At 65.8% G+C, this 20188-nt stretch carries 20 protein-coding genes and 1 other RNA gene; 6 read left to right on the forward strand and 15 right to left on the reverse strand.

The window, feature by feature from the left end:
* Positions 1-322: 322 nt before the first annotated feature.
* From EO156_RS14720 to EO156_RS14740, 5 genes are all read left to right on the forward strand, one after another.
* A complete protein-coding gene (locus EO156_RS14720) occupies positions 323-1711 on the forward strand; it encodes an amino acid permease (RefSeq protein WP_003491164.1) in 1389 nt (462 codons plus the stop codon).
* A 595-nt stretch (positions 1712-2306) separates the two neighbouring features.
* Positions 2307-3536 (forward strand): dipeptidase, encoded by a 1230-nt coding sequence (locus tag EO156_RS14725; protein ID WP_016850082.1) that lies wholly within the window; start codon positions 2307-2309, stop codon positions 3534-3536.
* Between the two features lie 341 nt (positions 3537-3877).
* Entirely contained in the window at positions 3878-5278 is a 1401-nt protein-coding gene (locus EO156_RS14730; RefSeq protein WP_016850081.1) for a cytochrome ubiquinol oxidase subunit I, read from the forward strand.
* Positions 5278-6294, forward strand: coding sequence for a cytochrome d ubiquinol oxidase subunit II (cydB, locus tag EO156_RS14735; protein WP_016850080.1), 1017 nt, complete (start codon positions 5278-5280; stop codon positions 6292-6294). The genes EO156_RS14730 and cydB overlap by 1 nt, the downstream gene beginning before the upstream one ends.
* Before the next feature lie 61 nt (positions 6295-6355).
* Positions 6356-6430, forward strand: a non-coding RNA gene (locus EO156_RS14740) — sX9 sRNA.
* A gap of 67 nt (positions 6431-6497) precedes the next feature.
* On the opposite strand, the gene EO156_RS14745 is transcribed toward EO156_RS14740, so the two are convergent.
* The 15 genes from EO156_RS14745 to EO156_RS14820 all read right to left on the reverse strand — a co-directional run bounded on the left by EO156_RS14745 (position 6498) and on the right by EO156_RS14820 (position 19766).
* A complete protein-coding gene (locus EO156_RS14745; RefSeq protein ID WP_080954822.1) occupies positions 6498-7235 on the reverse strand; it encodes a prolyl oligopeptidase family serine peptidase in 738 nt (245 codons plus the stop codon).
* A gap of 200 nt (positions 7236-7435) precedes the next feature.
* Positions 7436-8797, reverse strand: coding sequence for a magnesium transporter (mgtE, locus tag EO156_RS14750; protein WP_003487859.1), 1362 nt, complete (start codon positions 8795-8797; stop codon positions 7436-7438).
* 412 nt (positions 8798-9209) lie between these two features.
* The gene (gene ptsP / locus EO156_RS14760) at positions 9210-10940 is read right to left on the reverse strand and encodes a phosphoenolpyruvate--protein phosphotransferase (protein ID WP_003487856.1); all 1731 of its coding nucleotides are present in this window, start codon (positions 10938-10940) and stop codon (positions 9210-9212) included.
* A gap of 58 nt (positions 10941-10998) precedes the next feature.
* Entirely contained in the window at positions 10999-11268 is a 270-nt protein-coding gene (locus tag EO156_RS14765) for an HPr family phosphocarrier protein (RefSeq protein ID WP_005913389.1), read from the reverse strand.
* The gene (locus EO156_RS14770) at positions 11261-11653 is read right to left on the reverse strand and encodes a PTS fructose IIA component family protein (RefSeq protein ID WP_003487850.1); all 393 of its coding nucleotides are present in this window, start codon (positions 11651-11653) and stop codon (positions 11261-11263) included. Before EO156_RS14770 ends, EO156_RS14765 begins: the two co-directional genes overlap by 8 nt.
* Positions 11654-12157: 504 nt before the next feature.
* Positions 12158-13030, reverse strand: a complete 873-nt coding sequence (rapZ, locus tag EO156_RS14775) for an RNase adapter RapZ (protein WP_016850195.1) — start codon at positions 13028-13030, stop codon at positions 12158-12160.
* Positions 13027-13977 (reverse strand): HPr(Ser) kinase/phosphatase, encoded by a 951-nt coding sequence (gene hprK / locus EO156_RS14780; protein WP_003487845.1) that lies wholly within the window; start codon positions 13975-13977, stop codon positions 13027-13029. Before hprK ends, rapZ begins: the two co-directional genes overlap by 4 nt.
* Positions 13974-14432 carry a PTS sugar transporter subunit IIA gene (locus EO156_RS14785; RefSeq protein ID WP_003487843.1) on the reverse strand — a complete coding sequence of 153 codons (459 nt, stop codon included), beginning with the start codon at positions 14430-14432 and terminating at the stop codon, positions 13974-13976. The genes hprK and EO156_RS14785 overlap by 4 nt, the downstream gene beginning before the upstream one ends.
* A gap of 21 nt (positions 14433-14453) precedes the next feature.
* Positions 14454-14771, reverse strand: coding sequence for a ribosome-associated translation inhibitor RaiA (raiA, locus tag EO156_RS14790; protein WP_005913379.1), 318 nt, complete (start codon positions 14769-14771; stop codon positions 14454-14456).
* An 87-nt stretch (positions 14772-14858) separates the two neighbouring features.
* A complete protein-coding gene (locus EO156_RS14795) occupies positions 14859-16298 on the reverse strand; it encodes an RNA polymerase factor sigma-54 (protein ID WP_033482757.1) in 1440 nt (479 codons plus the stop codon).
* A gap of 40 nt (positions 16299-16338) precedes the next feature.
* Positions 16339-17058, reverse strand: coding sequence for an LPS export ABC transporter ATP-binding protein (gene lptB / locus EO156_RS14800; protein ID WP_003487836.1), 720 nt, complete (start codon positions 17056-17058; stop codon positions 16339-16341).
* A complete protein-coding gene (gene lptA, locus EO156_RS14805; RefSeq protein ID WP_011051948.1) occupies positions 17058-17618 on the reverse strand; it encodes a lipopolysaccharide transport periplasmic protein LptA in 561 nt (186 codons plus the stop codon). Before lptA ends, lptB begins: the two co-directional genes overlap by 1 nt.
* Positions 17596-18171 (reverse strand): LPS export ABC transporter periplasmic protein LptC, encoded by a 576-nt coding sequence (lptC, locus tag EO156_RS14810; protein WP_003487834.1) that lies wholly within the window; start codon positions 18169-18171, stop codon positions 17596-17598. The genes lptA and lptC overlap by 23 nt, the downstream gene beginning before the upstream one ends.
* Positions 18168-18716, reverse strand: a complete 549-nt coding sequence (locus EO156_RS14815) for an HAD family hydrolase (protein ID WP_003487831.1) — start codon at positions 18714-18716, stop codon at positions 18168-18170. The genes lptC and EO156_RS14815 overlap by 4 nt, the downstream gene beginning before the upstream one ends.
* 48 nt (positions 18717-18764) lie before the next feature.
* Positions 18765-19766 carry a KpsF/GutQ family sugar-phosphate isomerase gene (locus tag EO156_RS14820; RefSeq protein ID WP_029829267.1) on the reverse strand — a complete coding sequence of 334 codons (1002 nt, stop codon included), beginning with the start codon at positions 19764-19766 and terminating at the stop codon, positions 18765-18767.
* A gap of 53 nt (positions 19767-19819) precedes the next feature.
* On the opposite strand from EO156_RS14820, the gene EO156_RS14825 reads away from it, so the two are divergent.
* Positions 19820-20047, forward strand: coding sequence for a BolA/IbaG family iron-sulfur metabolism protein (locus EO156_RS14825; protein ID WP_005913369.1), 228 nt, complete (start codon positions 19820-19822; stop codon positions 20045-20047).
* The last annotated feature ends 141 nt before the right edge of the window (positions 20048-20188 follow it).

Genomic DNA, 20188 nt, shown 5'->3' on the forward strand with positions numbered 1-20188 from the left:
TACAGGACGATCCGACGGGTGGCCGTCCATCTGAGGCTTGCACAGATGATTGCCCGTTGCTCTTGGCCGCATCAAAGCACATCTCCGGATTGTTCGGGGATGTGCCTTGCCCGTTTCTTGAAGACGAAAGGTCATGCGCGCGCTGCACGGGCCGACAGGCGGCAGCGTGCGCCGGCGGGTTGCCGGGCGTTGTCTGCTGCAAAGCCGAGCGCAAGGGTGCGATCGGGCGACATCGCCACTCCTTCCCCGGGCTGGCGTCAAGAGGCGCGGCAGGCGCTGCGACGCGGTATCGTGTCGCGATTCCATCCATGCAAGCCCGTCCATGCCGCTTCCGACCGATTCCGTTGCTGAGACCGCTGCGCCCGCCACGCCTGCATTGCGCCATGCGCTGAAGCCGCGGCAATTGATGATGATGGGCCTGGGCACGGCGATCGGCGCCGGGTTGTTCCTGGGTTCCGGCGTGGGCATTCACGCGGCCGGGCCGGCGGTGCTGATCTCGTATCTGATCGCCGGGGCGTTGGTCATCATTGTGATGAACGCGCTGGGCGAAATGGCCGCCGCCAAGCCGGCCAGCGGGGCATTCTCGGTGTATGCCGCCGATGCGATGGGCCCGACGGCCGGCGCTACCGTGGGCTGGCTGTGGTGGTTTCAGATAGTGGTGGTGATTGCGGCAGAAGCGGTAGGCGCAGCCGGGCTGCTGGCCACGGTCTGGCCGGCGTTGCCGGTGCCGTTGCTCTCGTTGCTGTTCATGGCCACGTTCACTGCGATCAATCTGCTCGGCGTGCGCAACTTTGGCGAGTTCGAGTTCTGGTTCGCCATCCTGAAAGTGCTGGCGATCGTGGTGTTCCTGCTGATCGGCGTGGCGTTGCTGGCGGGCTGGTTGCCTGGGGTGGCGTCGCCCGGGCTGTCCAATTTCACCCAGAACGGCGGCTTTGCGCCGAAGGGCCTGGCCGGTATCGGCTCGGCGTTGCTGGTGGTGGTGTTCGCCTTCGGCGGCACCGAAATCGTCGCGGTGGCCGCAGCGGAAACCGCCGACCCGGGACGCAGCCTGGCGCGCACCATCCGCACCGTGGCCTGGCGCATCCTGGTGTTCTACATCGGGTCGATCAGCGTGATCGTGGCGGTGGTGCCGTGGACCAGCGCCGCGCTCAGCTCGCCGTTTGCGGCCGTGCTGGAGGTGGCTCGCATTCCCGGTGCCGCCACGGCGATCACCCTGGTGGCGGTGGTCGCACTGCTGTCGGCGCTCAACGCCAATCTGTACGGCGCTTCGCGGATGATCTTCTCGCTGGCCCAGCGCGGCGAAGCGCCGCGGTTGCTGGCCAGGACCAGCGGCGAGCAGGTGCCGCTGGTGGCGGTGATCGCCAGCGTGTTGTTCGGCTTCGCCGCCGCAGCGTTGGAGTTGTTGTATCCGAACAAGGTGTTGCCAATGCTGCTCAACATCGTCGGCGCCACCTGCCTGCTGGTGTGGACGATCTCGCTGGTGTCGCAACTGATCTTGCGCGCCCGCGCGGACCGTGCCGGCCTTGCGCTGCCGTTCCGCATGCGCGGCTATCCGTTTCTGACCGTGCTGGCGCTGGTCATCCTGGCCGTGATCTTCGTGTTGTTGGCCTCTTCGGCCGATACGCGCGCGCAATTCCTCTCGATGGTCGCGCTGACCGCAGTCATCGCAGCGGTCAGCGAAATCGCGCGACGCGTGCGCGCGCGGATGTGAGCGATGGTGGGCGTGGCTGGGCGCTGATGCGTTGTGTGCGATGACGGATTTGTAAGCTATAAGCAGCGGGCAGCCGCTCATGTGCGTGGGCAACGGGGAATTGCCCTCGTCGTTGCTGACAACGTTGATGTGTTCCGGTTTTTGGCCTGGCCACGGATCACGGCGTCAGCGGAGTGCGGCCGCAATCGCGCACGCGCGCTAACCCACCTGTCCAGGAGCCGCTGCGGGTGCACACCCAGGCCGTGGCCGATCAGCAGGCTCCTCGTCGCGGCATGCGCCGCCGCCGGCATGCGCGGCCGCATCGTCGCCAAAAGCGTCCAGGCCTCGTCCCGCCCTGGTTAGACGACGACGGGTCCAGTAACGAAAAACCGCCGCACCGATAGATTGCGCAGCGAAACGAGAATTGCGTCAGCAGTCCTGCGTTTTCCTCTCGGCCTGTGCATTCGTCTTGGGGATCTGATTGTCCAGTTCGGTTATTCTCATTCGAACGCACAGGCTCGACCCATCAAGGCGCACGAAGAATATCGGCCGGATAGTCAATGCGGGAACGCGCGTTATGGGTCACTTCTTCAGACGTCATTGCCGGGGTTCGCCCATGCATGCAGTTTCATCCGACAACCTGGCTGATTTGCCTTCGCCGCTCACGCTGGAAGCAGTGCATGCGTTGGCGTGTCCGGTCGATACGCATCTGGATTCGCTGTATCTGTCGCGCCTAGGCGGCTTCGATTTCTGGAAGGGCGATTGGAAAGCGCATCGGCGTTCTCCGATCCTCTGGTTGATGTCCAAGACCTCACCGAGAGGCCGCAATCAACCGCTGATGTACCACGTGAGCGGCCCGGACTTTCTCGCCGGCGGCTATGGCGGTGCCTGTTTCAGTGCCCACGCACTTTGGGAAAACCTCGTCGGCGCGCCTTTTCTCGACCCCTGGAAACACTGGGTGGAGCATCGGCGCTATGTCCAGGAGATGGTGGCGGCGAGCGGCGGGCGAATGCGGCTGGCACGCAGCGCCGCCGAGCTACGCGCGATTCGCGCAGCGGGTCTGTGCTGCGCCATCCTGTCGTTGGAAGGTGCGCACATGCTTGGACCACGCGGGCGCCGCAGCCAGGCGCTGCGGCTAGCGCGTCTGGAAAGTGCAGCCAGGGCCGGCGCCGCCTATCTGACGCTCAACCATTTCAGCCATACCGACATCTCCCAGGCCGGCTATGCATCGCTCAATCCGTGGCGCGAACGTCAGGGCGCGGGGCTGACGGAGTTTGGCCGGCAGGTGGTGGAGCGCTGCATCGATATCGGGCTTCTGGTGGATCTTTCGCATACCTCAAGCCAGGGGATACGCGACGCCTGCGGCATCTGCCTCCGTCGCAACGTGCCGGCCTTCGTTTCGCATGGCGCATCGCGCAGCGTCACGCGCGGTGTGGAGACGCGGCCGTCGCGTCACCTGGACCGGGCGCTCGACGACGCGGCGATCCGTGCCATCGTGCAGACCGGTGGCTGCATCAGCGTCATCCTGGCGCCGTACTTCTTGCAGCACTCCTATCTGGCCGATGGCACGCCGGACATGGATGCCGATCTTGCCTTCGTCGTCGGCTATTACGAAGCGTTCGCCCGACAGATTGCCGCCATGGGGATCGTGGAAGATCCATGGAAACACTTGAGTTTCGGCAGCGACTTCGATGGCGGCATTTCCAGCCTGCCGACCGGGATGCGCAGCGGTGCGGATCTGCCCAAGCTCACGCAGGCGATGCTGGATGCCGGCTGGCCGACGCAACGCATCGTCGATGTGTATAGCGGCAACTTTCTGCGGATCTGGGAGCGGGTGCGGCCATAGCGTTCCGCCGACTTGGTTGGAAGGCATGGCATGGCGGGTCCTGCGTCGTCTGTCGACGTGCATTGATTGGCGCCCGGCACTCCGCAGCGACAGCGGTCGCGCCATTGGGTCGCCTCTGGCGCACGGCGCACTGCCTAGCGGAGGCAGGTGGTCCGACGCACCGCAGGACAAGGGCGGCAATTTGTCGCGGATGCGACGCCGTGTCGCATCGGGAACGGGCGCGACCGTCCCTATCATGATCGCCTAGCGCAGCAGAGTGCGCGCGATCGCCCGATGCAGTGCATCCCGGTGATCGACCTGCGAGCTGCACGTCGACGATCATTTTTCCTGGAGGGTTCTCCATGGACGCACTGCTGTTATCGCGGATCCAGTTTGGATTCGTCATCGCGTTCCACGTATTGTTTCCGGCATTCACCATCGGGCTTTCCAGTCTGCTGGCGTTTCTGGAATGGCGCTGGTTGCGCACGCGTCTGACGGTCTGGCGCGAGCTGTATTTTTTCTGGCAGAAGATCTTTGCCGTGTCCTTCGGCATGGGCGTGGTCAGCGGCATCGTGATGGCCTTCCAGTTCGGGGCCAACTGGCCGGAATTGAGCCGCGTGGCCGGTGGCGTGATCGGGCCACTGCTGAGCTATGAAGTGCTCACCGCGTTCTTTCTGGAAGCCAGTTTCCTGGGCGTGATGATGTTCGGCTGGGGGCGTATTTCCGAGCGCCTGCATTTCCTGTCCACCTGCATGGTGGCGCTGGGCACGCTGTTTTCCACGTTCTGGATTCTTTCGTCCAATAGCTGGTTGCAGACCCCGGCCGGCTTTGATGTCATCGGCGGCATCGTGCATCCGGTCGACTGGTTGAAGATCATCTTCAATCCCTCGTTCCCGTACCGGCTTGCGCACATGGCGCTTGGCTCATTCATCACCACCTGCTTCGTGGTGGGTGCAGTGGGCGCGTGGTATCTGCATCGTGGCGTGCATCGCCAAGCCGGGCTGTGCATGCTGAAGCTGGCCGTGGTGTTTGCCGCGATCGCCGTACCGCTGCAGATCGTTGTCGGCGACATGCACGGCTTGAACACGCTCAAGCATCAGCCGATGAAGATCGCCGCGATGGAAGCGCACTGGCATGACGAAAAACCGGGCGAGGGATTCCCGCTGGTGGTGTTTGCGGTGCCCAACGCACAGGCCGAGCGTAACGACTATGAGGTGGCGATTCCGCGCCTGGGCAGCCTGATTCTGACCCACCGCCCGGATGGCAGCATCGCACCGCTGACGTCGGTGCCGGCAAGCGAGCGTCCGCCGGTGACGCCGGTGTTCTTCGCCTTCCGCATCATGGTAGGGATCGGCTCATTGATGCTGCTGGTGGCCTGGGTGTCTGCGTTCGCGTTGTGGCGCGGCAAGCTGGTGCACTGGCGCTGGTTGCTGGCGGTTTGGCGCTGGATGTTGCCGAGCGGCTTCATCGCGCTGATTTCCGGCTGGTTCGTCACCGAAATCGGCCGGCAGCCCTATGCGGTCTACGGCTTGTTGCGCACCGCCGATGCGGTGGGCCCGCAGTCTGCGCTGATGACGGCCATCTCGCTGGCGGTGTATGTAGCCGGCTACGCGTTCGTGTTCGGCTGGGGCATCTGGTACCTGGTCAAGATCGGCAAGCAAGGGCCCACCCCACATGCCGACGCGCCGCATCTGGACCATGGCGAACACACGCCCGCACGACCGCTGTCGGCAGCCGACGAATCGATCGACGGAGCCGCATGATGGGGATGACGAGCGTCTTGCCGGTGGCGTGGTTTGCGGTGATCGGCTTCGGGGTGCTGATGTACGTCGTGCTGGACGGCTTCGTGCTCGGCATCGGCATCCTGGCGCCGTTCCGCAAGGACGAAGCGCAGCTGGATCTGATGATGAACACCGCCGCGCCGATCTGGGACGGCAACGAAACCTGGCTGGTGCTCGGCGGGGCAGGGCTGCTGGCCGCATTTCCCAAGGCGTATGCGGTGATCTTGTCGGCGCTGTATCTGCCGGTGCTGTTGATGGTGATGGCCTTGGTGTTCCGCGGCGTGGCCTTCGAATTCCGTTTCAAGGCGCATCGCTCGCGGCGCTTGTGGAGCAATGCGTTTGCCGCCGGTTCGATCCTGGCCACTTTCGCGCAGGGCGTGATCCTGGGCGCCCTGGTGCAGGGTCTGCCGATCGAGAACGACCGTTATGTCGGCGGCATCTGGGGCTGGTTCAGCCCGTTCGCGATGTTGACGGGCGCCGCCTTGGTGTTCGGCTATGCGCTGCTCGGCAGTACCTGGCTGATTCTCAAGACAGAAGGCCATGTGCAGCAGTTGGCGCGGCAGTTGAGTCGACCGTTGACCATCAGTGTGTTGATCTTCATCGGCCTGGTCAGCGCCTGGTTGCCTTCGCTGCAGTCGCATGTGATGGAGCGCTGGTTCAGTGGCACGCACTATCTGTGGCTGATGCCGATGCCGCTGCTGGTGACCATCGTGGCGGTGGCGCTGTGGCGTGCGAGCGAGGCCGCACGCTCGGATGCGCTGCCATTCCTGCTGGCGATGGGCCTGTTCGTGCTGGGCTTTTTGGGCCTGGTGCTGGGCATGTGGCCGTATCTGGTGCCGCCGGTCTACAGCCTCTGGCAGGCTGCCGCACCGCCGTCTTCGCAGCTGTTCGCGATGGTGGGGCTGGTCATGTTGCTGCCCCTGATCCTGGGCTACACGGTATGGTCGTATCGCGTATTCCGCGGCAAGATCACCGCTGACAACGGCTATCACCACTAAGAGCAGCTAACAAAACGACTGCGCAGCCGCCAGGCGGGCGCGGCTGGTGCTCGGAATCGGCATGTACCACGCGAACACTTCGGTTCCTGTGCGCCGTCCGCACCACCTGACGACTGATCGCTACGTTTTGTCAGCCGCTCTAAGGCGCATTGGCCGTGTCATGCCGGCACGCGGGCGCAGTGCCGGCGTGGCGCTGCACACCGTCAGCGCAGGCGCTGCTTGAACATCCATTCCCACATCGCCGGGTCCGCATAGGTTGCGTCCCAGGCATTGTGATTGCCCTGCGGATATTCGCTGTAACGTACATTGGCACCGACGCCCTTCGCGGCGCGGTACAGCGCGCGGTCGTCGTGCGGCGGCACCGAATCGTCCTTGGCGCCATGGAACATCCAGATCGGCACGTGCTTGAGTTGCGTCACTGCCGCGGTGTACGGGTCCGCTTCCTTCGCCACCAGGCTCACGTACAAGGTGCGGCGCTCATCGCGCGGTGCCTTGAGCGCGCCGCAGATCGGCACGATCGCCGCAAACCGCTGCGGCTGCATCAGCCCGATTTCCCAGGCGCCATAGCCACCCATCGAAATGCCGGTGAGGTAGGTGCGCTGCGGGTCGGCACCGAACTCGGCGCTGGCCGCGTCCAGCGCTGCGATCGCCATGCGCGCATTGATGCCCATCCACTCCTCGTCCTCGGGCACTTGCGGCAGCACGACAAGTGCGGGGAAGTCGGCGGTGTGTTCGCTCAAGTACGGGCCCACACCGACTTCGGCCTGGTCGCGCCCGTTATCGCCGCGCTCGCCCGAGCCATGCAGGAACAGCACGATGGGCCGCGGCTGCGGCACCTTGGACGCGGGCACGAACACTTGATAGCGGTACAGGCGCCCTTCCAGTTTCAACGTGCGGGTGACGAAGTGGCCGCGGCGTTCGTCGTGGTGGCGCTCAGCCATACTGGAACAGCCGGCCAGCAATAGCGCAAAGGCAATGACAACAAGACAACGACGAATCACGCAGCTCTCCCGACCGATCACATGGGTGCAGTATTACCGCATGCCGGTGCGCTGGCGTGTCGATGCGCGGCGATTCCGGTCGAATATTCATCTGCTTGTCGGCATCGCATGCATTGCCGCTGGGCCCAGGCACCGCAAGGTCAGGGCAGCAGTATCAACGTGGCCAGGCCCAGGAAGCTCAAAAAGCCCATCACGTCGGTCAATGTGGTCAGGATCACGCCACCGGCCAATGCCGGATCGAAGCCCAACCGTTTCAGCGTCACCGGCACCAGCACTCCGCCGAAGGCGGCAGTGAGCATGTTCACCGTCAACGCGGTGCCGATCACCAGCGAGAGCATCGGTTGCCGGAACCAGGCCAGCACGATCAAGCCAAGCCCGATGCCCAGGCACAGCCCGTTGATCAGCGCGACAGTGAGCTCTTTCTTGAGCAGGGTCATCACGTTGGACGAGCCGATCTGGCCCAGTGCCAGACCGCGCACCATCAGTGCCAGCACCTGGGTGCCGGCATTGCCGCCCATGCCGGCAACGATCGGCATCAGCGCCGCAAGCGCCACCAGTTTTTCGATGGTGCCTTCGAACCTGCTGACCACGCTGGACGCCAGAAACGCGGTGCACAGATTGATGCTCAGCCAGATCAGGCGGCGCCGGAATGCGCGCCGTGCCGGGCTGAACATGTCTTCGTCTTCGTCCAGGCCGGCCGCGCTCATGGCCTGGTGCTCGGCCTGCTCGCGGATGATGTCGACCACGTCGTCGATGGTGATGCGGCCGAGCAGGATGTTGTTGTCGTCCACCACCGGCGCGGAGATCCAGTCGTGGTCGGAGAAGCGCCGCGCCACTTCGTCCGAACCGTCGCCGACATCGATGGCCGGTTGCTCGTCGTCGATCAGCCGGTTGACCGGCGTACTGTCTTCGTGGGTGACCAGCGCCGCCAGCGGCACACGGCCCAGGTATTGGTGGCGCCGGCTCACCACGTACAGGTGATCGGTGTGGTCGGGCAGCTCGCCGCGCAGACGCAGATAGCGCAGCACCACGTCCACGTTGACGTCGGCGCGCACGGTGACCACGTCCGGGTTCATCAGACGCCCGGCGGTGTCTTCCGGATACGACAGCACCTGCTCGAGCCGCTCGCGGTTTTCGCGGTCCATCGACTTGAGCACTTCATCGATGACGGTGTCGGGCAGGTCTTCGACCAGGTTGGCCAGATCGTCGATGTCCAGGTCTTCGACCGCAGCCACGATCTCGTCCGGGTCCATGTCGGCCAGCAGGCTTTCGCGCACTTCGTCGCCGACGTGCAGCAGCACCTCGCCATCGTCTTCCGGATCGACCAGCCCCCACACCACTTCGCGCTTGCCGGGTGGCAGCGATTCGAGCAGGTTGCCGATTTCCGCCGGCGCCAGCGTATTGACCAACCGGCGTACCGGCCCGAGGCGTCCGCTATCCAGCGCGTCGGACAGCAGGCGTAGCTGGCGCGCGGTTTTGTCGTGGCGGACGGCTTCGGCCATGCGCGGCTTCCCGGAAGAGTGGACGCGCCATCGGTAAAGGACGCGGTGCTGGGTCAGCGAGGCATTATCGCTTGCGCATGGTGACGAAACATACAGGGTCGCTGCCGCGCGCTTGCGCAGGGCGTGCGCGGTGGACGCAGCCAAGCCGCGAGGGCTGCTGAAGGTGGATGGAGCGGTACGCGATTGACGATGCAGGCGGCATCGTCGATGCGCTTTTCGACCAAGGAAGCGATCAAAGCGGTGCGAGCGGGCGTGACCGGCGCGCAGCAATCGTACTGTCCAAGCGGTGCATGCCGATTCGCAGCACCGTCTGGGCCAGCTGCAGGGCTGCGAAATCGTGTCGAACGCCGTTTTGAAGGAAACGCAGGTCTTGAAGCATCGGCCGCGCTGCCGGGCCGGGTGCGTGCCGCAATTACCGCAGCAACCCCTGCGCATGGCCAGTCAGCCATTTTTCGATGCCCTTGCGATCGCGGGCGCGCAGCAATTTTTCGCCGTGCACGCGCAAGTCGCCCAGATGGGTGTCGCGCACCGCGCGGCGCACTTCCAGCAAGGTGGCCGGATGCAGGCTGAACTCGGTGAGCCCCAACGCCAGCAGCATCGGCACGAAGCGCGGATCGCCGGCGATTTCGCCGCACACCGCGACCGGCTTGCCGTAGGTGCGCCCGGTGGCGATGACCTGCGCGATCAGTCGGAGGACGGCGGGATGCAGGGGCGAGTACAGCTCGCCCAACGCCTCGTTGTTGCGATCCACCGCCAGCAGGTACTGCACCAGGTCGTTGGTGCCGATGGACAGGAAATCGATATCGTCGATGAAGCAGTCCAGCGCCAATGCCGCAGCCGGCACTTCGATCATCGCGCCCAGCGGAATGTGCTCGGCGATCTCGTGGCCTTCCTCGCGCAGCTGCGCGGTGAGCTTCTTCAACTGCTTGCGCAACTGCAGGATTTCTTCGCGGCCGCTGACCATCGGCACCAGGATGCGCACCGGCCCGTAGCCGGACGCCCGCAGGATCGCGCGCAATTGCGCCTGCGCCACCGCCGGCCGCGCCAGCGACAGGCGCACGCCGCGCAGACCCAGCGCCGGGTTGTCCTCATCGCTGAGTGTCAGACCGGTGCGGTCGGCCTTGTCGGCGCCCAGGTCCAGGGTGCGGATGGTGACCGGGCGGCCGCTCATGCCCAGCACGGTGTCGCGGTAGGTGTGGAACTGTTCGTCTTCGTCCGGCAGCTCGTTGCGCTGCAGGAACAGGAATTCGGTGCGGTACAAGCCCAGGCCGCTGGCTCCGAGCGCATGCGCGTTGGCCACGTCTTCCAGCGATTCGGCGTTGGCCAGCAGGGTGATGTCGACGTTGTCGCGCGTGCGCGTGGGCTTGGAGCGTAGCCGGCCCAGCTCGCGCTGTTCCTTGGCCAGCGCGCGCAGTCGCTCGCGGTAGTCGCGCAGATGTTCGGGCTTGGGGTCGACGATCACCTGGCCCGAGCCGGCATCGACGATCAACACATCGCCATCTTCGATGCGCTGCAGCGCGTCGCTGACGCCTACCACCAACGGCAGGTGCAGGCTGCGCGCCAGGATCGCGCTGTGCGACAGCGTGCTGCCGGCGGTGGTGACGATGCCGACCACGCCTTGCGCCTGCAGCTGCGCCAGCTCGGAAGGTGCCACGTTGTCGCACACCAGGATCTCGCCGGCCACCCCCTTGAGGTCGGGTGCGCGCTTGTGCAGGAACGCATGGATGCGGCCGATCACGTGATCCAGATCGTCCATGCGGCTCTTGAGGTACGCATCCTCCATCCCGTCGAACACCGCCGCCAGGCGGTCGCGCTGCACACGCAAGGCATAGTCGGCGCTGTAACGGTGGGTGCGGATCAGCTCATCCAGGCCTTGCAGCAGCTCGGGGTCGTCAAGCAGCAATGCATGCAGCTCGAGAAATTCGCCGACCTCGCGCGCCAGTGCGCCGTGCAGGCGGTCGCGCAGCTGCTGCATTTCGACCCGTGCCGACGCGATGGCGGCATGCAGGCGCTGCAGCTGCGTTTCCACCTGATTGGCGGGCACGCGTTGTTCGGCCACTTCCAGGGTATGGCTCTGGCGCACGCGCGCGCGGCCAAGCGCGTTGCCGCGTGCAGCGCCATGTCCGCGCAGGCGCAGGCTCATGCGCGTCCCTGGCGCGGCGGCGCCGTGTCGGTCGCAACGGCCCCGACGCCGCGCATGCTCAGCTATCCTCGTCGAAACGACGCTCGAACAGGTCCACCAGCGCCTGCAAGGCCTCGGCTTCGTCTTCGCCGTCCAGCCGCACCACCACGCTGGTGCCCTGGCCTGCGGCCAGCAACATCACGCCCATGATGCTCTTGGCATTCACCTCGCGCCCCTTGGCCGCCAGGGTGGCGTTGCTGCGATACGACGACAGCGTCTGCACCAGCTTGGCGGTGGCCCGCGCATGCAGTCCGAGTCGGTTGGAAACTATGAGTTCGCGTTCAAGCATCGTCGATGATCGCTCCGTTGCGGGTACCGGCCGCCGCAGTGGCGGGCAGCTCCTGCAGTCCTTGTTCGGGGTAGTTCATCACGCGCAGCAGCATCGGCAGGCTCAGCGCGGACACCCGCCGAACCGGGGTGCCCAGCTTGGCCAGACGGTTGGCCAGATTGCTGGGGCTGGCGCCGTACAGGTCGGTCATGACCAGCACGCCGTCGCCGCTGTCGACCCGGCGCATCGCCGACGATGCCTGGGGCAGTAACGCGTCCAGGTCTGCATCGAACGGCACATCGAATGCTTCGGTCTTCAACGGCAACTGCCGCAATAGCCCCGTCGCCACGTTCAACAACGCTGCGCCGATGCCGGGATGAGTAATGAGGAGAATGCCACAGGCCATGCCGAAACGTTAACAGGTCAGCATGACTGCGCGATAGCGTTTGCCCGCACAGATGCGTTGCGAACTGAATAGACGTTTAGGACCGCTGCAGCGACGTGGCGGCAGCATGTGTCGCCATCGTGCGCACCGTGCGCTGCATACGTGGCGCCGATGTGTGCCTTGCAGCGTCAGCAGTGCGGCCTGCATGGCAAGCGAGCGCTGCCGTTTTCCCTGTAGCGAGCATGGGCACGTAGCCGTGCGCGGCGGAATACCTCCGACGCATTGGTCGTGCAGCGTTGCATGGCGCGTCGAACGAGAACGCCAAGCGATGTTCGGGGCGTCGGCGATCCAGTCGCATCAGCTACAGCGTCGTCGGCCTGCGCAGCGTCGCCACACGCCAGCCACCGCGCAAGCAATCCAACCTAAGAAGTAAGGCTAGCGAGCGTGTTGTTCTCAATATAGGTGCAGCTCGCTCACGTCGCAGGATGCCGCTGTAACGAATCCCGAATCCCGAATCCCAGCCCCTCAGTCCTGCTCGCGATGAAACGTCGCCACTTCCGGCCAGCCCTGTTCGCGCGCATGTCGGGCCATGCGTTCGGCCATGTACACCGAGCGGTGCTTGCCGCCGGTGCAACCGAAGGCGATGGTCACGTAGCTGCGGGTGTCGTTGCGCAGCCGCGGCAGCCAGGTGTCGAGCAGGTCCACGATCTGCGCGCTGTAGCGTTGCACGTCGGCCTCGTTGTCCAGATACTCGCGCACGCCGGCATCGCGGCCGGTGAGTGCGCGCAGCTCCGGATCCCAATGCGGATTGGGCAGCACGCGCGCATCGAACACGAAGTCGGCTTCGGCCGGCACGCCGCGCTTGTAGGCGAACGATTCGAACAGCAGCGACAGCCGATCATGGGAACCAAGCGCGAACTCGGTGACCACGCGGCGGCGCAATTGATGCACGTTGAGCGTGCTGGTGTCGATGACGGCATCGGCCTGCGTACGCAACGGTTCGGTCAACTGGCGCTCGCGGGTAATCGCTTCCGGCAGCGCCAGGCCGAGATGGCTGAGCGGGTGGCGGCGGCGGGTATCGGCATACCGCTTGATCAACGCCTCGTCGCTGGCTTCGAAAAACAGCAATCGCGCCTCGATGCCGTATTCCTGCGCAGCCTGGCGCCACTGCGCCAGCTGGGTCAGGTCGCTGCGGCTGCGCACATCGATGCCCACCGCCAGGCGCTGGTCGCCGACCGGGTTGCCACGCAGACGGCTTTTGACGAAGTCCGGCAGCAGCTCGACCGGCAGATTGTCCGAGCAGTAGTAGTCCAGGTCTTCGAAGGTCTTCAGCGCGACCGATTTGCCCGAGCCGGATAGCCCGCTCACGATCATCAGCGTGGAGGGCGCGATACTCATGGCGTGCGTCGCTCCAGCAGGTTGCTATGGCGGGCGATGAACATCGCTGCCGGGTCGATGCCTTTGGTGCGCAGGATATGCAGCCGGGTCGCCGCTTCGGTCAGCACGGCCAGATTGCGGCCGGGCATGACCGGCAGGGTGATCAGCGGGACGTCCAGGTCCAGCACATGGCGGCTGCCCGAATCGCCGGTCAGACGCTCGTAGCCGGACGGCGTCGGCTCGGTCATCGGCCGGGTCAGGTGCACGATCAGGCGCAGGTACTTGTTCTTCTTCACCGCGGTGTCGCCGAACATGTCGCGTACGTTCAAGACGCCCAGGCCGCGTACTTCCAGCAAATCCTGGAGCAATTCGGGGCAGGTGCCGTCGAGCACGTCGGGCGCGATCTGGGTGAACTCGGGGGCATCGTCGGCCACCAGCCGGTGACCGCGGCTGAGCAGTTCCAGCGCCAGCTCGCTCTTGCCCGAGCCGGCTTCGCCGGTGATCAGCACGCCGATCGAGTAGATCTCCATGAACACGCCATGCAAGGTGACCCGCGGCGCCAGCGTGCGCGCCAGATGGTAGGAGAGGTGGTTGAGCAGTTCGTGGCCGCGCTTGGACGAGATCCACAGCGGCGTATTGGATTCGTCCGCCGCCGCGCGCAGATCTTCCGGGCATGACTGGTTCTTGCTGATCGCCAGCGCCAGCGGTTGCACCTGGATGATCTTTTCGATGGTTTCCCAGCGCTGCCGCGCATCCAGCGAGTCCAGCCAGGCCAGTTCCTCGGTGCCCAGGATCTGCACCTTGTTGGGATAGATCACATTGAGGTAGCCGGCCAGCGACGGGCGCCGTGCGTTGTTGCTGCCGGCCTGGATCTCGCGGTGCTCGCCCTTGGGGCCGGCGACCCAGCGCAGGGCCAGCTTGTCGCGCTGCTGGTCGAACAGTTCGCGTGCGGTGATGCTGGTATTCATGCCGCGCTCGCCTGCGCGGGCGGCACGTCGGCCAGCAGCGCCATCAGGGCATCGGCGTTGGGTGCGGCGCGCAAGTTCCGACGGAAGTCGGCATCGGAGAACCGTTCGGCCAGCTCGGACAGCAGCATCAGGTGCTGGTGGGTGTAGTGCGCCGGCACGGCCATGGCGAAGACCAGATCCACCGGCTCGTCGCTGCCGAAGGGCACCGGCGTGTCCAGCCGCAGCAAGGCCCCGCGTGGCTCGGTGAGGTTGGGGCAGCGCCCATGCGGAATGGCGATGCCATGGCCAATGGCGGTACTGCCCAGGGCCTCGCGCTCGCACAGGTTGGCGTAGAGCTCGTCGGCGCCGGCCTGACGACAGGAGAGCAGATCGGCGGCGGCATGCAGGACGGTGTCGCGATCGGCGGCCGGCGACACCAGGGTGCGCACGGCCGCCATCAGATCGGTTAAAGGCATGGGGGCATCAGGCGGGAAGCGTCATGCGGGATTGTCGCGCACCTCGCGGGCGTGGTGGTTACATTTCTTCTCTTTGTGCTTGAGGACCAGGCGGTCGAGCTTGTCGACCAGCAGGTCGATGGCCGCATACATGGTGGAACCGCTGGCATCTGCGTGCAGGGTGCGACCGGGAAGGTTGACGGTGGCGACCACGTGGTGGTCCGGCTTGCGGACGGCCAGCTGCGTTCGGACTTCGCAGTGCTGGTCGAAATGGCGCTGCAGTCGCTGCAGCTTGCTTGCCACGTACTCCCGCAGGGCGGGGGTCACTTCAAGCTGGTGGCCATACGTCTCGATACGCATCGGATACCTCCATTGGTCGGTGGGCCAATGAACCGTTCCGGGGATCCGATAAACCCGGCGCAGGCCGGCGTTGCGGTGGTTGCAACGTCAGGCGATGCGCACGCGTTCGTGGGAGGCGGAAATGTTCATGGCCTCACGATACTTCGCAACGGTGCGCCGCGCCACTGGGACGCCGGATGTTTTCAGCAGATCGGCCAGCTTGGCGTCGGAGAGCGGCTTGCGCGGGTTTTCCGCATCGATCAGGCGCCGGATCATGGCCTGGATGGCAGTGCTGGAGGCCTCGCCGCCGCTGTCGGTGTCGATGCCGGAGGCGAAGAACGCGCGCAGCGCAATGGTGCCGCGCGGGGTGCGCACGTACTTGCGGGCGATCGCGCGGGAAATGGTGGACTCGTGCAGGCCGAGCTCGCCTGCGATCTCGCGCAGCGTCAACGGGCGCAAGGCCTGCGCACCGAACTCCAGGAACCCGGCCTGATGTTCCAGCAGGCAGCGCACCACCCGCAGCAGGGTTTCGCCACGCGCCTCCAGGCTCTTGAGCAGCCAGCGCGCCTCCTGCAACTGGCCGCGCAGATAGCCGGCATCGGATTCGCCGCAGCTGCGGATCAGGTTTTCGTAGCCGCGGTGAATGGTGACCTTGGGCTGCGCGCGGCCGGCCAGCGCAGCCCGCCAGACCCCGCGCTGGCGCCAGATCACGCAGTCGGGAACAACGTAGGTGTCCTGCGACAGGTCGCCGATCTGTTTACCCGGGCGCGGGTCCAGCGAGCGCACCAGCTGCACCGCCTGTTCGACATCGGCAGTGGAGCGCTTGAGCTCGTGCGCCAGCCCGGCCACGCCGGCGCGCGGCAGCCGTTCCAGCGGGCCGGCAACGATCTGCAGCGCCAGCTCGCGGCCAGGCGTGTCCGCATCGAGCACCCCCAGCTGCAACGCCAGGCATTCGCCCAGCGTGCGCGCGCCCACGCCCACCGGGTCGAAGCGCTGGATCTGATGCAGGACGGTGAGCACGTCGGCCTCGTCGACCGCTGCGCCCAGCGCGAGGGTTTCGAGAATGGCCGACAGTGGTTCGCGCAGGTAGCCGTCTTCGTCGAGGGCGTCGATCAGCATCGCGCCGATCTGGCGGTCGCGCGGCGACAGCGGCGACAGATGCAACTGCCACAAGAGGTGGTCGGCCAATGTTTCGGATTCGGCCACGCGCTCTGCGGCATCGCCGGACTCGTCGTCGTCGAAGCTGCCGCCGCTGCCCGAGCCGGTCCACTGCAGCTCGTCCTGCGACCAATCGTCGTCGCGCTCGGCAGGCGCGACTTCTTCGCGCTGGGGTTCTTCGGTGGACGCGGACGGGGCGGATTCCACCGCGATGTCGCTGGCCGCATGCGCGGCTTCGTCGGCCCATTCCAGCAGCGGGTTGGTTTCCACGGCCTCGGCGATTTCCAGTTCCAGCTCGGTGGTGGACATCTGCAATAGCTTGATCGCCTGACGCAACTGCGGCGTCATGACCAACTGCTGTCCTAGCGATGTCTGGAGCCGGGCTTTCATGCGGGCACTGACTGGAAAAAACGTTGGCGCGGCGACGCGCTCAAAGGCGGAAAGTTTCCCCCAGATACACGCGACGGACGTCGGGATTGGCTAGCAACGTGTCTGGTGCCCCCTGCGCCAGTACGCCTCCCTCGGCGAGGATATACGCGCGGTCGCAGATTCCCAAGGTCTCGCGCACGTTGTGGTCGGTGATCAGCACGCCGATGCCACGCTCCTTGAGGTGGATGATGATGCGCTGGATCTCGCCGACCGAAATCGGGTCCACGCCGGCGAACGGTTCGTCCAGCAGCATCATGCGCGGCTTGGCCGCCAGCGCGCGTGCGATCTCGCAACGTCGCCGTTCGCCGCCGGAGAGGCTGGCGCCGAGCTGATCGGCCACGTGGGTGATCTGCAATTCTTCCAGCAGCGAGACCAGTTCCTTCTCACGGCCGGCGTTGTCCAGTTCCTCGCGCAGCTCCAGCACCAGGCGGATGTTGTCGGCCACGGTGAGCTTGCGGAAGATCGACGGCTCCTGCGGCAGATAGCCGACGCCCAGCTTGGCGCGTGCGTACATCGGTTCGGCAGTGAGGTCGCGGCCATCCAATTCGATACGGCCGGCATCGGCTTCGACCAGACCCACGATCATGTAGAAGCAGGTGGTCTTGCCGGCGCCATTGGGGCCGAGCAGACCGACCACTTCGCCGGACTCGAGCGTGAGGCCGAACTCCTTGACCACTTCGCGTTGCTTGTACTTCTTGCGCAGACCGGTGGCGACCAGCATTACTTCTTCCCCTGCGGCTTGGCAGCGGGCTTGGCGGCCGGTGTCGCCGCAGGCGTTGCAGCGGCAGGCGCCGCATTTTTCGGCTGGATGATGGTGCGCACCCGGCTACCATCGCCGCCGCTCTGCATGTTGCCGGTCTTGGTGTTGTAGACCATGCGCTGGCCGGCGTTGGTGCCCTTGGGCGAATCGACCTTGTAATTGCCGGTCAGGATGATGATCTCATCGGCGACCTTGTATTCGATGTTGTCGGCCTGGCCGTGCATCGTGGCGCCGTCGTCCATCTCCTGCTTGAGCGTGGCCTGCTTGCCGTTGAGCACCACGCGATCGGTCTGGCCGTTCTTCTGGAAGATATCGGCGGTGTCGGCGTGGATTTCCAGCGTGCCCTGGGTGATCACCACATTGCCGCTGAAACGGCACTTGCCGCTGTCGTCGAGCATGTTGCAATCGTTGGCATTGGAGTCGATCGCCATCGGCTGGTTACGATCGCTGGTCTTGGCCATTGCCAACGCAGGCAGCAGCAGTGCGGCAAACGCCAGTTTAGCGGGCAGCATTCGGTTCATAGCGGGTCTTGACCTGAGAGAGGAGCTTGTACTGGCGTGATTTGAGGTCGGCTTCGAAACCGACGCCGCTCTGCATGATACCCGGGCGGGTCATGGTCACTGGTGCGTCGGTCTTGGCGATGTTCTGTTGCGGGAACACGTCCAGGCTTTGGGTGCGGAACGTGGTTGGCGGGGTGGCGCCGCCGGTCGGGCTGTCGCCCTCGACATCGCCGCGCAGGCGCAATTGGGTGCCGTCCGGGTTGACCCAGCCGGTCTTGGAGCGCAGGGTCCACGGCAGATTGGCGTTGTCGGGCATCAGGAACACCGGCGTGGTGATGTCTGCGGTCTGGTCGGCACGGTTGCGATGCATTTCCGGCGCGCGCAGCGTCATCGACTCCTTGCCGCTCTGCTTGTCCAGGGCAATCAGCTCGAAGTCGCGCAGGATGTAGTCCGCGCCGGACTCCTGCACGGCCGCGGCGGCCGGACGCGCGCGCTGCTTCCAGGCCGACCAGCCGGATATCACGGCGGCGACGAACAGCACGACGCCCAGGGTGGTGCGCCAGTTCCAATTCATGCCGAGAACCTTTCGATGATGCGTTCGACCTGGCCTTGTGCAGCCAGCACCACATCGCAGACTTCGCGCGCGGCACCTTCGCCGCCACGGGCGCGGGTGTGCCACTGCACGCGCTCGGCGATCCATGGGTGCGCGTTGGCCGGCGCCACCGGCAAGCCGACCGCCAGCAGGGCGGGCAGGTCTGGGAGGTCATCGCCCATGAACAGCACCTGGTCCAGCGACAGGCCGTGCTCCTGGCACAGCGCCAGCACCGCCAGGCGCTTGTTATTGACCCCGATCTGCACATGCAGGCCCAGATCCTGCCCGCGCTTTTCCGCCGACAGGCTGGCGCGCGCAGTGATCAGCGCGACCTGGATGCCGGCGTGGTCGAGCTGCTTGAGACCCTGGCCGTCGAGCACATTGAACGCTTTGCTCTCGTGGCCGGCGTGGTCGTAATACAGGCGGCCATCGGTCAGCGTGCCGTCGACGTCGAAACAGGCCAGGCGGACGCGCGCGGCGCGCTCGATCAGCTCGGCGGGAAGGTGCTGCAAAGGGGAATAGGGCATCGGCACGAATCGGTGAGAACGGGGTCCGGCGGTTGAAAACTGAACCTGTTAAACCACCTTGGCGCGCAACAGGTCGTGAATGTTCAATGCGCCCACCGCGCGGTGCTGCGCATCCACCACGATCAGGCCGTTGATCTTGTAGTCCTCCATGAGCCGCGCGGCCTCGGCGGCCAGCTGGTCGGCGCCGATGGTGCGTGGGTTGCGCGTCATCACCTGCGCGATGCCGGCGCTGCGCACGTCGATGTCGCTGTCCAGCGCGCGGCGCAGGTCGCCGTCGGTGAACAGCCCGATCAGATGGCCGTCGGCGTCCACCACGGCAGTCATGCCCAGCCGCTTGCGGCTCATTTCCATCAACGCCTCGCTCAGGCTGGCGTCTTCGCGCACACGCGGCAGGTCCTCGCCGGCGTGCATCACATCGGTGATGTGCAGCAGCAGGCGCCGGCCCAGGCTGCCGGCCGGGTGCGAGCGCGCGAAGTCGTCGGCGGTGAAGCCGCGCGCATCCAGCAGCGCAACCGCCAGTGCATCGCCCATCGCCAGCGAGGCGGTGGTGCTGGAGGTGGGGGCCAGATGCAGCGGGCAGGCTTCGGCCGACACGCTGACGTCCAGGTGCACGTCGGCGGCCTGGGCCAGGGTGGAACTGGTGCGGCCTGTCATGGCGATGATCGGGTTGCCCTGGCGCTTGAGCACCGGCAGCAGCATCCGCACTTCGTCCGATTCCCCGGAGTACGACAGCGCCAGCACGATGTCGGCCTCGGTGATCATGCCCAGGTCGCCGTGTCCGGCTTCGCCCGGGTGCACGAAGAACGCCGGAGTGCCGGTCGAGGCGAGGGTGGCGGCGATCTTGCGCGCCACATGGCCGGACTTGCCCATGCCGGTGGCGACCACCCGGCCGCGCGAGGTCAGCACCAGCCGGCAGGCCGCGGCGAACTCGCTGCCGATGCGTGCGCCCACGCTGGCCAGCGCCTCGCGCTCGATCTCCAGCACGCGCTGGCCGCTGGCGACCAGGGTGGCGTCGCTGACGGTGGCGGAGGGCAGGTGCGAGACAGCCATGCAGGACTCGGGCGAAGAGTAGAATGTGCGCTCATTTTATGAGGAAACGCCCTTTGGACGCCGAAACCATCCGTAAACTCATCGAATCCGGCTTGCCCGAAGCCCGCGTCGACGTGCACGGCGACGACGGCGTGCACTTCGAGGCCACCGTGGTCAGCCCCGCATTTATCGGCAAGGCGCCGCTGGCGCGGCACCGCATGGTCTATGCGACCCTGGGCGAGCTGATGGGCGGGGCGATCCACGCGCTGCAGCTGAAGACGCTGACGCCCGAAGAAGGCTGAACGCAGCCGCCGAGCGGGCTGGGCCGGAGCGGTGCGCAGGGCGGGGCCGGGAATCGGGAGCACCCGCATCGCCTCGGCCGGCGTCGTCCACGCTCACGCAGTGGTTGCGTCCAGCGCGTCTCGGGCCGTACCCGGCGCGGC

This window comes from Xanthomonas sp. DAR33341 (assembly GCF_003992815.1).
Taxonomy (GTDB): Bacteria; Pseudomonadota; Gammaproteobacteria; order Xanthomonadales; family Xanthomonadaceae; genus Xanthomonas; species Xanthomonas cissicola.

Excerpts from the sequence above, each read along its gene's own strand:
- EO156_RS14720 (WP_003491164.1), top strand. The coding sequence starts at position 323 with ATGCCGCTTCCGACCGATTCCGTTGCTGAGACCGCTGCGCCCGCCACG.
- EO156_RS14725 (WP_016850082.1), top strand. The coding sequence starts at position 2,307 with ATGCATGCAGTTTCATCCGACAACCTGGCTGATTTGCCTTCGCCGCTC.
- EO156_RS14730 (WP_016850081.1), top strand. The coding sequence starts at position 3,878 with ATGGACGCACTGCTGTTATCGCGGATCCAGTTTGGATTCGTCATCGCG.
- cydB (WP_016850080.1), top strand. The coding sequence starts at position 5,278 with ATGGGGATGACGAGCGTCTTGCCGGTGGCGTGGTTTGCGGTGATCGGC.
- EO156_RS14745 (WP_080954822.1), bottom strand. The coding sequence starts at position 7,235 with ATGGCTGAGCGCCACCACGACGAACGCCGCGGCCACTTCGTCACCCGC.
- mgtE (WP_003487859.1), bottom strand. The coding sequence starts at position 8,797 with ATGGCCGAAGCCGTCCGCCACGACAAAACCGCGCGCCAGCTACGCCTG.
- ptsP (WP_003487856.1), bottom strand. The coding sequence starts at position 10,940 with ATGAGCCTGCGCCTGCGCGGACATGGCGCTGCACGCGGCAACGCGCTT.
- EO156_RS14765 (WP_005913389.1), bottom strand. The coding sequence starts at position 11,268 with ATGCTTGAACGCGAACTCATAGTTTCCAACCGACTCGGACTGCATGCG.
- EO156_RS14770 (WP_003487850.1), bottom strand. The coding sequence starts at position 11,653 with ATGGCCTGTGGCATTCTCCTCATTACTCATCCCGGCATCGGCGCAGCG.
- rapZ (WP_016850195.1), bottom strand. The coding sequence starts at position 13,030 with ATGAGTATCGCGCCCTCCACGCTGATGATCGTGAGCGGGCTATCCGGC.
- hprK (WP_003487845.1), bottom strand. The coding sequence starts at position 13,977 with ATGAATACCAGCATCACCGCACGCGAACTGTTCGACCAGCAGCGCGAC.
- EO156_RS14785 (WP_003487843.1), bottom strand. The coding sequence starts at position 14,432 with ATGCCTTTAACCGATCTGATGGCGGCCGTGCGCACCCTGGTGTCGCCG.
- raiA (WP_005913379.1), bottom strand. The coding sequence starts at position 14,771 with ATGCGTATCGAGACGTATGGCCACCAGCTTGAAGTGACCCCCGCCCTG.
- EO156_RS14795 (WP_033482757.1), bottom strand. The coding sequence starts at position 16,298 with ATGAAAGCCCGGCTCCAGACATCGCTAGGACAGCAGTTGGTCATGACG.
- lptB (WP_003487836.1), bottom strand. The coding sequence starts at position 17,058 with ATGCTGGTCGCCACCGGTCTGCGCAAGAAGTACAAGCAACGCGAAGTG.
- lptA (WP_011051948.1), bottom strand. The coding sequence starts at position 17,618 with ATGAACCGAATGCTGCCCGCTAAACTGGCGTTTGCCGCACTGCTGCTG.
- lptC (WP_003487834.1), bottom strand. The coding sequence starts at position 18,171 with ATGAATTGGAACTGGCGCACCACCCTGGGCGTCGTGCTGTTCGTCGCC.
- EO156_RS14815 (WP_003487831.1), bottom strand. The coding sequence starts at position 18,716 with ATGCCCTATTCCCCTTTGCAGCACCTTCCCGCCGAGCTGATCGAGCGC.
- EO156_RS14820 (WP_029829267.1), bottom strand. The coding sequence starts at position 19,766 with ATGGCTGTCTCGCACCTGCCCTCCGCCACCGTCAGCGACGCCACCCTG.